Below are 12344 nucleotides of genomic sequence, written 5' to 3' on the forward strand. Positions count from 1 at the left end.
TTTTCTGACACAACTCTCTTTGCATGCGGTTACGGCTCCTTCTTTTTTCTGTTTTAGGCTTCTGTGCAATGGGTTGCGCGCCACACAGTGCGGAAACCAAATGGAAGGAGAATCCTGGCACGGTAGAAGCCCCAGTAGCTGTCCACACCCAAACGCTGGACCTGTTGGATGCCTCCCGAAACAGAGCTGTGCCGGTGGTGCTGTATTCGGGCCGTTTTTTGCAAAAGGACGCCAAAACAAAGCAGAAGCTGGCGGTGCTCAACCATGGGTATGGCGGTAAAAACACGGCTTATTCCTTTATCGCTAATTACCTGGTCTCCCAGGGATATCTGGTGGCCAGTATTCAGCATGAACTTCCCTCAGATGCGCCCATGCCCCTCAGCGGTCCGGTGTATGAAACCAGGCTGCCCCATTGGCAGCGCGGGGTGCAGAGCATCAGGTTTGTGGTGCAAGAACTGGAAAGAAGAGCGCCGGACTTGAATAAAGGTGAGTTGCTGTTGGTGGGCCATTCCAACGGCGGAGACATGGCCATGCTGTTTGCGCAGGAGTATCCAGAACAGGTGCGGGAAGTCATCTCACTGGATAACCGTCGGGTGCGTTTGCCCAGAACCCGCCAACCCCGCATCCTCACGTTGCGTTCCAGTGACCAGCCCGCTGATGCCGGGGTGTTGCCCACGGCTGTTGAGCAAGAAAAGTTTGGAATCAGAGTTATACAGCTGGAAAATACGCTCCATAATGACCTATGGGACGGAGCCACCGCCAACCAAAAGCAGCAGATAATCCAATATATTGCGCAGTTTCTGCGGACCAACTGAACAGAAAACCCATTTTGAGGCTGTTTTTCAGGAAACAGGCCAGAAACAACATAAAACCAGTAGCAAGTTTATCTAACCGATATGTACGAAACCTTAAAACCAGATCTGGAGCAGCAGTTAGCCGAGATCAAAGCCAATGGCCTGTATAAAAAAGAGCGCGTGATCACCACCCCGCAGCACGCCGAGATCAAAACCCAGCAGACCGGCGAGGTGCTGAACTTCTGCGCAAACAACTACCTGGGGCTTTCCTCGCATCCGGCGGTGCTGGAGGCAGCCAAACGCACCCTGGACACCCACGGCTACGGCATGAGCTCCGTGCGTTTCATCTGCGGAACCCAGGACATCCACAAGCAGCTGGAGCAGAAACTGGCCGAGTTCCTGGGCACCGAGGACACCATCCTCTACGCGGCGGCCTTTGACGCGAACGGCGGTGTGTTTGAGCCATTGTTTGATGAGCAGTCTGCCATCATCTCCGATGCCCTGAACCACGCCTCCATCATTGACGGCATCAGGCTGTGCAAGGCGCAGCGCTACCGCTACGAGCACAACAACATGGCCGATCTGGAAGCCAAGCTGCAGGAATCCCAAGGCGCCAAGCACCGCATCATTGTCACTGACGGTTCTTTCTCCATGGACGGCACTATCGCGCAACTGGACAAAATCTGCGACCTGGCAGACCAGTACAAAGCCCTAGTGTTGGTAGATGAGTCGCACTCCAGCGGCTTCATTGGCAAGACCGGCCGCGGCACGCATGAGTACCACAACGTGATGGGCCGCGTAGACATCATCACCGGTACGCTGGGCAAAGCTCTGGGCGGCGCCATGGGCGGCTTCACCTCGGGCCGCAAAGAGATCATTGACATGCTCCGCCAGCGCTCGCGCCCGTACCTGTTCTCCAACTCGCTGGCCCCGTCCATTGTGGGTGGTTCCCTGGCCGTTCTGGAACTGCTGAGCTCTACCACTGAGCTGCGTGACCGTCTGGAGTGGAACACCAAGTACTTCCGGGAGAACATGACCGCCGCCGGATTTGATATTCGTCCGGGTGTGCATCCTATTGTGCCGGTGATGCTCTACGAAGCCACTTTGGCCCAGGAGTTTGCCGCCCGCATGCTGGAGAAAGGCATCTACGTGATTGGATTCTACTTTCCGGTGGTAGCCAAAGGAGCGGCCCGCATAAGAGTACAGTTATCCGCGGAACATACTCAGGAGCAGATAGATCGCGCCATTCAGGCCTTCACCGAGGTGGGTAGAGAACTGGGTGTCCTGAAAGGGTAATTCTTAAGATATCAAGAGAAGACGAGACAAAACCGGCTGGCCAATTTCAGATTGGTCGGCCGGTTTTGTTTTTGGCGTGACCACTTTCTGGTAGCTAAAAATGATAAGGTGAGAGGAATTTAAAATTATATAACTAAATAATTAGTTGTTAAACTAAGTTAACAGTTTTACTGGCGCTTGTACAGAAGAAAATTACCCAATCCTGGGTGATGTCAGGAAGTATATTTTTTTAAATATATTTATAAAAGCCAAGTCGGCTGGCAGAGATATGGAGGTTCTGTAAATCAAATAAACCAATAGAATTCCTGATTTATTTAATCCATAATTAAATCCCAAACTATGGTGAAATCTAGAGTTCTATTAAAATCTCTCCTGCCCGTATTGCTGCTGTATTTTTATGCAAACGATTGCGTAAGCTGGCCGCAAGGAAAACCCATATGCCTGTTATTCAGGGATGGACAATCTGTGGATCTGGTAAAAAGCTAAACGCAGAAGGAATTGAAAGCCGGGGTGATGGTCAAATCCATAGAGGGTTTGGAAATCTAGAATGTGTATTTGTTGCGGGGTATGAGACCCGTGAAGGCTCTTCCTTTCAAAGACTAGGCAAGCCTGCAAAAGGTTGAGTTATACGCCTGGGGCATGAGCCCTGCAGCCGGTAAAAACGAGGCTTCCAATCCAGCAGAACCAAACCTCAAGTCCGGCGACTGTTTTGTCTTTGATGCCATATGGAAAGGAGAGCAAATTTGCTTTGCCCTGAGGGTAAAATAGAGAGATTCTGTAAATAGAAATATTCTGCTGCATAACAGTAAAAGTGTCTTTTTGTTTTTAAATTATTTTATCAGAAATACCCCTAAAACGTCTCTGTTGGTATGTACTATGCTACCAGCGGAGGCGTTTATTATTATATGGAATTTAGGTTGTCAGCAAAGAGATCATTCCCTACTTTTGCTTTGTAATTCCTTAAAGGAGATGCTCTTTCATTTAGGAGAAAGCAATAGTGTACGGCTTCCGGACGAAGGAGCGCCAGTACCGGTAATTGGTAACTGCTGTAGAAGCAGATGATAAAATGAATCAGAAAGTGGTCCCCCAGACTAAAATTCAATGAAGGTATTTTTAAGATATAGCAGATTTTTCCCCCTCAGTTCCCAAAAAGAATCCAAAGCGAACTATTTCCTGCTCCCCCTCCCCAAAAAACACCTCTGGCTTTTGCCGCTTTCGCCCGTTTATTCCCCCAGCACCTTATAGAATTGGCAATAGGTTGAGACAACAAACACAAAAAATTAAATAGATAAATAAAAAGACAGACAAAAACTAAAACCACATGCAGGAAAAACTAGTGAGGATTGGCGTCTTCTATGACGGCAATTACTTCTTGCAGGTCAGTAATTACTATGCCTACGGCCATCAGCGCAAACGCAGGATTAGTATTTCTGGCCTCCATGAATTTATCAGGGAACAAGTGGCCGAGGAAGAGGACGTGGACCCACGTTTCTGTAGAATCGTAGACGCCCACTATTTCCGGGGCCGGCTCAATGCCTATGAGGCCAGCCAACGCGGCGACACCCTGTACTGGGACCGTGTGTTTGATGACATCCTTATGTCTGAGGGCGTGACTACCCATTACCTGCCGGTGCGGACAACGCCGGAGGGGTACAAGCAGGAACGCGGCATAGACGTATGGCTGGCGCTGGAAGCCTTTGAACAGGCTTTCTACAAACGGTTCGATGTACTGGTGCTCATCTCCTCAGACGGGGATTACGTGCCCATGGTACGCAAGGTGAACACCCTGGGAACCCGCGTGATGGCGCTTACCTGGGAGTTTGAGTACACCACAGACAACGGCCAGCGGATGACAACCCGCCCGTCGCAGGATCTGTTGGCCGAGGTAACCTATCCCATGGCGATGCACGGCATTATTGACCAGCGCATTGCCCGCAACGATGCCACCATCCAGCGGTTGTTCGTACAGCCAGACCAGAAGCGGAGCACCGCCTCCCATGGCCACGACGAGGACTATGGAGACTCTATCGGAAACATTAGCGGGCACGGCGAAGGAGAGATCATGAGCCTCAAAAACGGGTACGGTTTCATCAAGTTCCCGCCCAACAACCTGTTCTTCCACTTCACCAACGTGGTGGACACAGATTTCAATGAGCTGCACGTAGGCGACCGCGTGGAGTTCGAGATTGAGAAAGATGATGAAGGCAACGACGTGGCCAAAAGCGTCAAACTTCTCTAGCAGCCTGACTAACTGCCATAGAAGAACCATTCATGGGCGGCCTGACTAGCCCCCGTTGGATAAAAAAGCTCAAACGGCCTGACTAGCCTTTTTGGGTATGAGTGTTCAATACAGCCTGACTAGCTGTTTTTGAAAGATTGAAGAGAGGCGTGACAAAGTCTTTTTAAGACAAAACAACAAAGACAAAAATACTAAAGGGGGAGCCGGACAGCTCCCCCTTTTTCATTGGAAACAGGTACGTTTCCTCGTCGGGTGATGGTTTGGGGCTGATTTCTGAAAACGGGCCTAAAGCGGGTTAAGGGCGGTGGTCTGGTCTATGAACAGGAAAGCGTCATAGCGGCGGGGCAGGACCGTGGGCACGTAATTGCCTGCCTCCGATGCCGGGTTATACACCACGCCAATAGCCCTATGGCCGCGCCGCTGGAGCGCTTCGGGGATGTCCTGCAGCTCGCGCATGAGCAGGAGTTTGTCCTCGGCGCTATACCGGTGCAGGATATCTTCCCAGCTGTTGTTCATGGCGGCCGGCACGTTCATGACCCTGGTAGCGGCACCCCACATAGAAGACGCCACTACCTGCCCCTGGTAAGACCCGAAGCCCACCAAATACACTCCCTGGGCGGCGTGCTGCTCCCGTATCAATTGCCCTATGTTCACCATGCCACTGGTAGCCATGTCTGTGAAGCGTGCATCACCTACGTGCGTGTTATGGGCCCAGATAACGATCTTAGCTCCGTTTCCCCTATGGGCTACCAGACGGTTCACGGTCTCCTGCATGTGGCGGTCGCGCACGTTCCAGGAACCTGTGCTGCTCCGGATCATCTGGGTGTAGTACCGTTCCGCGTTCACGGCTACCAGGGCGTTCTGCTCGGCGTTAAAGGCGGCCTCATGGTTGGCGGGCTGCCTGGACCGGTAGGCCTGTACTGCCTCCAGCAGGGCCTGCATTTGCTGCGCACAGGAGGTGCCCTGCGCGGTGGCCTGGGCATACAGTTGCTCATCCCGGTTGTAAGGCTCCAGGCAGATCTGGGCATTACGGGCCAGTTGGGCAATGGCGGGGTCTGCCGTCTCCATATAAGCGCGTACCTCCTCCAGTGATTCCCACATGCTGTAGACGTCCATGCCGTAGAAACCCACCTTCTGGTTCTGGGCTAATGATTGGTTGTTTTGCCAGAGCCACTCAGAGAAGGTGGCTACCTCTTGGTTCGCCCACATCCAGGTAGGCCACCGCTGAAAGGCCTGCACTGCCTGCTGTGCGGTGCCGCCCGTCTGTCCCTGGATGTACTGGTTCAAAGAATAGGCGGCCGGCCAATCACCCTCCACTGCAATGAGGTTAAATCCCTTCTCCTGAATAAGTCTTTTGGTGATGTTGGCTCGCCAGGTGTAGAATTCAGAGGTACCATGGGAGGCTTCCCCAATCAATACGTACTGGCTGTTACCTATCTCATTGATCAGGATGTCCAGGTCACCTACGTCCTCCAGCGGGTAAACCCCTTTGGTGAGGAAACCCTGTTCCTGCTCTATCTGGTCTAGTGTGTCATTGTCTGAGGAGCAGGAGTAGAGCCATCCGCTTAACAGAAAGACCCACACCAGCCGTAATTTTCCCATGTTCAATTTCCGCATAAGCTAATCTGAGTTTGATTTAGAGGAATGGAATAGTCATAAAAGGTGGACTTAGTGCTATTCCCAGAATATGCTAAACGGAAGGGCAGGATCTTGGTGCGTTGAATTTGTACGGGTTTTTAGGGAGGCAAATACCAAAAATAATGAAAGCTACTAGGTGTTAGATGTATTGGTATTGTTAAATTCCTGTCGCCCGATGGTGCTGAAGGCCGCAGCCTATCCGTCAATCTTTGCTGTTGATAGTAGTGTCCTGTACGGATGCATTGGGAGCGGGTAAAAGTTCGGCCAGCGGCGGAAGCCAATAAGGGGTGCCGTACTTGGGGTTAAGCACCAGTTTGTTGCGCATATTGTCCAGGGGGCTTTCCTCATGCAGACGATGGAGGAGCTGCCAGGTGGCCGTGGCGTCTGGCAGGGCGCGGTGCCACCTGGTGAGCGGGATGCCATAGGCCTTGCACATATCGGGCAGGCTGCGCGGAGAGGGCTGCCGCAAACGACACACCGACAGCGTGTCTATAAACGGATGCTGCACCGGGCCAAGTTTAAGCCGACGGTAAGTGCTGTACAGGAACCCCAAGTCAAAAGGGGCGTTGTGCGCCACCACCGTGCTGTCGCCGATGAACTCTTTGAGGATGCTGAAGGCGGTGCGCTCGTCCATGGCATTGGCCAGATCTTCCTGTGTGATGCCCGTGAGTTCCGTGATCTTCCTGAGGAGCTCGCCTTTCAGTTGCACCAGCGTATGGAACCGACCGGTGATCTTGCCGTAGGCGCTTTTCACGGCCGCTATCTCAATCACCCGACCTTTGCTCCCGCTTACGCCGGTGGTTTCAAAATCAAGGGCGGTCACGTTGCTGAGGATGGGCGTGAGGTCCGGAAAAAGCGGCAGAAAGGGAGCGTCAGGCATGGAAAAAATGAGTAGCTTGTAGCACGTATACGCAAGAACCTTGTTCTGTTTTTATCCTTGTTTTCATAAATCAGGCTAAAAACAAAGCGCAAACCAAGTTGTTGCAGGAGATACCATAACCCTTAAAAAGAGCAAGCGTGAGCACTACTCAATATGACGCAGTGGTAGTTGGTTCTGGTCCTAACGGTTTGTCTGCGGCCATAGTGCTGCAGCAGGCGGGGCTGGAGGTGCTGTTGATAGAAGGCAAAGACAAGTTGGGCGGCGGTCTGCGGTCCCAGGAACTGACCCTGTCCGGTTTTGTGCACGATGTGTGCTCGGCCATCCACCCGTTGGCGGCTGGTTCCCCTTTCTTCAAGACGCTGCCGCTGCAGGAGCACGGGCTTGAGTTTGTGTACCCCGAGGTCTCGGCGGCGCACCCCTTTGACGGAGGAAGGGCCGCGGCGTTGCACCTGTCTTTAGAGGAAACCGCTCAAGCGCTGGGAACAGACCGGAAATCATATCTCAATCTGATGCAGCCGCTGGTCAAGAGCTGGCCCGCCCTGGCGAAAGATGTGTTAGGCCCGCTGCGCATTCCCAACCACCCCATCGACATGGCCGCCTTCGGGCTGAATGCCCTGACTTCTGCCACTTTTCTGGCCAACCGCTTCAAAACCCAGGAGGCCCGAGGCCTGTGGGCGGGTATGGCCGCGCACTCTATCCAACCTTTGTCTAACCTTACTACCTCGGCCATCGGGTTAGTGCTCATGGCGGTGGGACATTTGCAGGGCTGGCCGGTGCCTAAAGGCGGCTCGCAACAGATAGCCAACGCGCTGGCTTCTTACTTTGTGAGTCTGGGCGGGAAGATTGAAACCGGAAACTACGTGACCTCTCTAAAGCAACTGCCTTTCCATAAAGCCCTGCTGCTGGACGTAACGCCTAAACAACTCCTGGACATCGCCGGTGAGAAACTGTCACCTTTTTACCGAGGCCAACTGCAGCGCTACCGCTACGGCATGGGCGTGTTCAAAATAGACTGGGCTTTGGACGGGCCTATCCCGTTCACCGCACCCGAGTGTCGCCAAGCCGGGACCATCCACCTGGGAAATACGCTGGAAGAGATTGCGACCTCGGAAAGGGAATCTGCGAGCGGGAAGCATCCCGAGAAACCATTTGTGCTCCTGGCCCAGCAAAGTCTCTTTGACCACACCCGGGCGCCGCAGGGCAAACACACAGCTTGGGCGTACTGCCACGTGCCCAACGGTTCTACCATTGACATGACCGATGCTATTGAACGGCAGGTGGAGCGTTTTGCGCCCGGTTTTAGAGATTTGATCCTGGCGCGGCACACCATGAACACCGCTCAGATGCAGGCGCATAATCCCAACTACATAGGTGGGGACATCAACGGTGGCATTATTGACCTGGGGCAGCTGTACACCCGGCCGGTAGTGACCTTGTCTCCGTACCAGACCTCGGCCAAAGGCATTTATATCTGTTCTTCCTCCACGCCGCCGGGCGGAGGGGTGCACGGCATGTGCGGTTTTCACGCCGCCCGCCGGGCCCTTAAGGATGTGTTCCGCTTACCGGCACCAATTTTATCTTAAAAATATTTGCCACAGGATAGGGGTAGCGCCGAATATAGCGGTCTTACTATCTCATGAAGGGAAAAAGCTCACCTGAAGCACTTAGTGTGGATGGTGGGCTTTGTTCTTTTCAGGGCGTTATAACTGCTCATCGCCATTTGTTTACCTGCTCGGTTTTGTCTTCAAACTCTGAGGCAAGAGAGTGCAGGCGGGCTTTTAGCAATAGCTTGCGTCCTTCCAGATTACGGGTGAAAACCAGTTCGCAATGTCCTACCAGATTCCTCCACTGATTTTCCAGAAATTCTGCCAGTGTTTTGTTTTTCCCGATCACCTCCGGCACGGAATGATAATCTTTCTGCAGCAGAAACTTCATAAAAGAGTTCTTCCGGATGATGACATACCGCGGATTACCCACTGGGCCAATCATCTCCCGCAGGGCTTTGATGAAATAAGAGCGCTCAAAGGTGGTGCCGCCATTTAGGTGGCAGTAGATGTTGCCATGTGCGTCTACAGAAGAGACCACGTTGAGCTTGGCTACCTCCGTCTGTAACACTCCTGCTTTTGCCAATGATTGCAGGAGGGCTTCGCCAATTTGTCTGAAGTCTTCTGAAATATCGCGGTACTTGACATATAGCCGAGCTGTGGTATACAGCTGCCTTCCAAAAAAGAGCATGCCAATGACACCTATGAAAGCCAGGTAAAAGAACAGGTCGGTGGTGGTGCGAATATGGCGGGCGGAACGACCTAAACCCTGGAGGGCACCGTTGCCAAACGCCAGGATCATGCTGATCAGCTCTGCCAAGAGATAGGCAATGGTGCGGTTGTAAAACAGGGATTTAGAAGCCTGGTAACTGCGACGGGTCTCAGGAAATGGAACCTTGATCTCTTCCACCAGGGACAAACCTTTGGCTAGGGCCTGCTGCCAGCGTTCCTGCAACTGGTGCCGTTGAGTGGCAAAGGCAAGCATCTGATCATTACTGGAATTGATCTGGTCTGCGGTAAGAGAGCCGGTCGGTAAATTAAGCCGGCCCAGCTCGTTTTCCAGCGTTATTTCCTCTTTGAGAGAGACTCCTACAAAAGACTTAAAGCGGCGGCGCAGCATCTCCATGTCATTTCCGCCTTGGGCGTCTGTGGCATCCAGACAGGCAAGATGCCAGATATTGCCCGTCTTTGCAGTGTTACCCGCCTGTACTCTAATAGCACGTCCGCGCATTTGGTTGGAAGAAACAAAGGAGCCCACCGAGGTAGCCAATACCAACGTGTTGATGCAGGGAGCGTCCCATCCTTCGCCCAGCAAAGATTTGGTGCCAATCAATACCTCAATCTCACCGGCCTGAAATACCTGGGTGACTAAATGTACCAGGGCGTGTTTCAGTTGTTCCGTGAATTGGATCTGCAGATAGCTGGCGTCGTAGGCGAGAGGGATGGCAGCTATGGTAAGAATACCTGCCGTCAAGGCAAACCGCTCAAGGGCAGGGAAGGCAGCCCGCGGCAGAATCACCACGGAGCCCGTCAGGACGGCCAACTTAATGGTTTTCCCCTGGCTTCTTCGTAACTGCTCAAAGATGGGCAAAGCACCCATTTTGGTCAGGGGCAGCTGGTGCCCGGCCGGATGTAGATATTCTTTCCTGATGAAGTCTGTGAGCACCACCAGCCTGAGGTTTTTGCCTAACGTCTGGTGTTCAAAAGAAACAATCTGCTCTACACTTTTGAGCTTGCTCAAGCTGGTGCCCAGGAAAGATTGTATTCTGTGGCTGTGCCTGAAGCTAATCTGCCTTTTCTCCAGCGCACTGTAGCGCTTTAGTTTGTTTTTCAGGTGCTCCTGATGCTCCTCAAAACCAAGGAAAGTTGCAGGGGCAAGGAACAGATAAAATTGGAGCACTTCTTCCATCCACTCATAATTGAGCTCCGGAATCTTGAAATCAGGATCACCTATGACTTCCAGATGGACCGGTGAGATTTGTCTCCCGATGCCGTTCAGAAAGATGAGCGTGGCCGAGTAACACTTGAGATTGGTGTAGATCCACTCAAGCTGTTCTAAGGGCTGCGCGTAACTGGGGTGCTGTTCCAGCGCCTGCGCCAGCGTGGGGTCCTGCTTCAGTTCTTCAAAGAGTTGCAGGATTTTGCTTCTGAACTCTACAATTTTCTTTGACTCCTCCAGGGTGGGCGTGGAGAGATAGACATAGTCCTGGTGCGGGCACAGGTCCTGCTCCACCACCAGTTCCGGAACAAAAATCTCCGCGTCAACCGGCCCATTCAGTTCTGTGTACCGTTGCCATTCCAGAGGCGTTACATCATAGGGAGGTGTGGCGGTAAGTCCTACAACCGTGGGGCGGAGCTTCTTTTTCACCTGAATGAGCGTTTTCCACCATTCATTTTTGAGGTGATGGGCTTCGTCTGCCACAACGGTCTGCACCCCCTGTTGCCGGAGCAATTTAACGATGTCTTCCAGATTTGCGTTGGAGCGGGCAGCCGCCTTCACCTGAGTCTCTTCTGCTTCTGATGTCTCCTCTGCTTCCTCTGAGACAGAAAGATTATTACAGGCCGCGTGCAGGGCTTGGTAGGTGATCACCGTGACAAAGGCCGGCTGCCTGATGTCGCGGGAGATCCAGTCTGGTTTATGAGTTGTTTTCAGAAAAAGGTCGCAGAAACGCTGAATCCACTGGTTCCGGATGGCCAGCGAGGGGGCCAGAATCAAAGTAGGCTTGTTGAGCCGCAGCATCACTTCCAGCCCCAGGATTGTTTTCCCTGAACCCGGTGGCGCGATCACATGCAGATGCCCGTTCTCTAGGTGGCTATCCAGTTCATTCAGCACCCGCTCCTGGTACTTGCGCCAAGGGTATAAGAACTGAATTCCCGAAGGAAATTCTTTAAGGATGGTTTCTTCTCGCTCCGTAAAACCAAGTATTTCCTCCATAGGTGCCTCTTTTAATATTTCTCCACGCCTTGGGCCGGGCTCCAGTCAGACTTGGGCTCGAAGTGCTGCCATAAAACCTTGGAAACAGCTCTTATCAAAGCATACCCGGCATTGTTGTATTCCCAACTCTCGTCTTGCTGGTTTTTGGTGATGATGCAGAACACGTAGTCGCCGTGCGGGGCGTTGACCAGCACCACCTCGGAACGGGAACGGTTCACTGCCCCGGATTTTGAGGCTGTGTGCACAAAAGGTGGTATCTGCGAAAGTGCCTCCCCGTCAAAATAAATGCGGCCCAGGTTCCGGTACATGCGCTCGCTGGCCGCGGGGCTCACGGCTTTTCCGTCTCGGATCATGGTCACTAGCGTAGCCATCTCGCGCGGCGTGGTCTGGCCCCAGCCGTACTTCTCCCAATTAGGCCGGCGGCCCGGAGTGCGAGAGTTCATGCGGGTGTAGGTGAAGCCGTTTTTCTCCAGCCAAGCGTTAATGGCTACCCCGCCGCCCGCTAACTGCTGCAACCACAAACTGCCCGTGTTGTCTGAAGTGGTGATGCTAAGCATCTGGATTTTGCTCAGGGCCACGGTAGAACTATCCTTAAAATTACCCACAATGTCTTCGCCGGCATAATAGAGGGAGTCGCGGTAGCGGAGTGTGGCTTTAGGATCAATCTCACCGTGCTCTATCTTGTCAAACATGGCCACCATAATAGGCACCTTAATCATGCTGGCAGTAGGGAAAAGCGTATCGGCGTTAATGGCCACGGTCTTGCCGGTCTTCAGGTGCCGCACGTAAATACCCACCTCGCCCTGGAAGTCTTGGGTAAGCGCCTGTAGTTTCTGGGTGAGCTGTTTGTCGGTTTTTTCTTTAGCTGTTTTCTGCCCGGAAACCGGAAAAGTGAAGGAAAACAGGAAAAGGAGTACGAGGAGTGAAGGGAGGCGCATGGTCATGTGGTTGAAGCCCAAAAGATAGGCAATTCCAGTAAGCCAACCGCTTTTCTGTTCACAGGCTGTTAAGCGCTTTG

General features: G+C 52.7%; 8 protein-coding genes. 4 read left to right on the plus strand and 4 right to left on the minus strand.

The features are described from left to right. The first annotated feature begins 68 nt into the window (after positions 1-68). From J3P35_RS04545 to J3P35_RS04555, 3 genes are all read left to right on the plus strand, one after another. Complete coding sequence (locus tag J3P35_RS04545) at positions 69-815, plus strand: serine aminopeptidase domain-containing protein (RefSeq protein WP_210463173.1); 747 nt, start codon at positions 69-71, stop codon at positions 813-815. 81 nt (positions 816-896) lie between these two features. Continuing rightward, positions 897-2090, plus strand: a complete 1194-nt coding sequence (kbl, locus tag J3P35_RS04550) for a glycine C-acetyltransferase (RefSeq protein WP_210463174.1) — start codon at positions 897-899, stop codon at positions 2088-2090. A gap of 1321 nt (positions 2091-3411) precedes the next feature. Further along, positions 3412-4329 carry an NYN domain-containing protein gene (locus J3P35_RS04555; protein ID WP_210463175.1) on the plus strand — a complete coding sequence of 306 codons (918 nt, stop codon included), beginning with the start codon at positions 3412-3414 and terminating at the stop codon, positions 4327-4329. Between the two features lie 285 nt (positions 4330-4614). Here J3P35_RS04555 and J3P35_RS04560 read toward each other — a convergent pair whose 3' ends face one another. Both J3P35_RS04560 and J3P35_RS04565 read right to left on the minus strand, forming a co-directional pair. Then, entirely contained in the window at positions 4615-5931 is a 1317-nt protein-coding gene (locus J3P35_RS04560; protein ID WP_210463176.1) for an erythromycin esterase family protein, read from the minus strand. A gap of 238 nt (positions 5932-6169) precedes the next feature. Further along, positions 6170-6847 (minus strand): 3'-5' exonuclease, encoded by a 678-nt coding sequence (locus tag J3P35_RS04565; RefSeq protein WP_210463177.1) that lies wholly within the window; start codon positions 6845-6847, stop codon positions 6170-6172. A 137-nt stretch (positions 6848-6984) separates the two neighbouring features. Between J3P35_RS04565 and J3P35_RS04570 the strand changes: the two genes are divergently transcribed. After that, positions 6985-8430 (plus strand): phytoene desaturase family protein, encoded by a 1446-nt coding sequence (locus J3P35_RS04570; protein WP_210463178.1) that lies wholly within the window; start codon positions 6985-6987, stop codon positions 8428-8430. A gap of 127 nt (positions 8431-8557) precedes the next feature. Here J3P35_RS04570 and J3P35_RS04575 read toward each other — a convergent pair whose 3' ends face one another. Both J3P35_RS04575 and J3P35_RS04580 read right to left on the minus strand, forming a co-directional pair. Beyond that, a complete protein-coding gene (locus tag J3P35_RS04575) occupies positions 8558-11326 on the minus strand; it encodes a DEAD/DEAH box helicase family protein (RefSeq protein WP_210463179.1) in 2769 nt (922 codons plus the stop codon). Between the two features lie 11 nt (positions 11327-11337). Next, the gene (locus tag J3P35_RS04580) at positions 11338-12264 is read right to left on the minus strand and encodes a serine hydrolase (protein ID WP_210464089.1); all 927 of its coding nucleotides are present in this window, start codon (positions 12262-12264) and stop codon (positions 11338-11340) included. Positions 12265-12344 lie beyond the last annotated feature (80 nt).

It is taken from the genome of Rufibacter roseolus (assembly GCF_017916365.1).
In the GTDB taxonomy this organism is placed as follows: Bacteria; Bacteroidota; Bacteroidia; order Cytophagales; family Hymenobacteraceae; genus Nibribacter; species Nibribacter roseolus.

Coding starts and splice junctions, on each gene's coding strand:
- J3P35_RS04565 (WP_210463177.1), bottom strand. CDS start 6,847: ATGCCTGACGCTCCCTTTCTGCCGCTTTTTCCGGACCTCACGCCCATC.
- J3P35_RS04545 (WP_210463173.1), top strand. CDS start 69: ATGGGTTGCGCGCCACACAGTGCGGAAACCAAATGGAAGGAGAATCCT.
- J3P35_RS04560 (WP_210463176.1), bottom strand. CDS start 5,931: ATGGGAAAATTACGGCTGGTGTGGGTCTTTCTGTTAAGCGGATGGCTC.
- J3P35_RS04575 (WP_210463179.1), bottom strand. CDS start 11,326: ATGGAGGAAATACTTGGTTTTACGGAGCGAGAAGAAACCATCCTTAAA.
- J3P35_RS04555 (WP_210463175.1), top strand. CDS start 3,412: ATGCAGGAAAAACTAGTGAGGATTGGCGTCTTCTATGACGGCAATTAC.
- J3P35_RS04580 (WP_210464089.1), bottom strand. CDS start 12,264: ATGCGCCTCCCTTCACTCCTCGTACTCCTTTTCCTGTTTTCCTTCACT.
- kbl (WP_210463174.1), top strand. CDS start 897: ATGTACGAAACCTTAAAACCAGATCTGGAGCAGCAGTTAGCCGAGATC.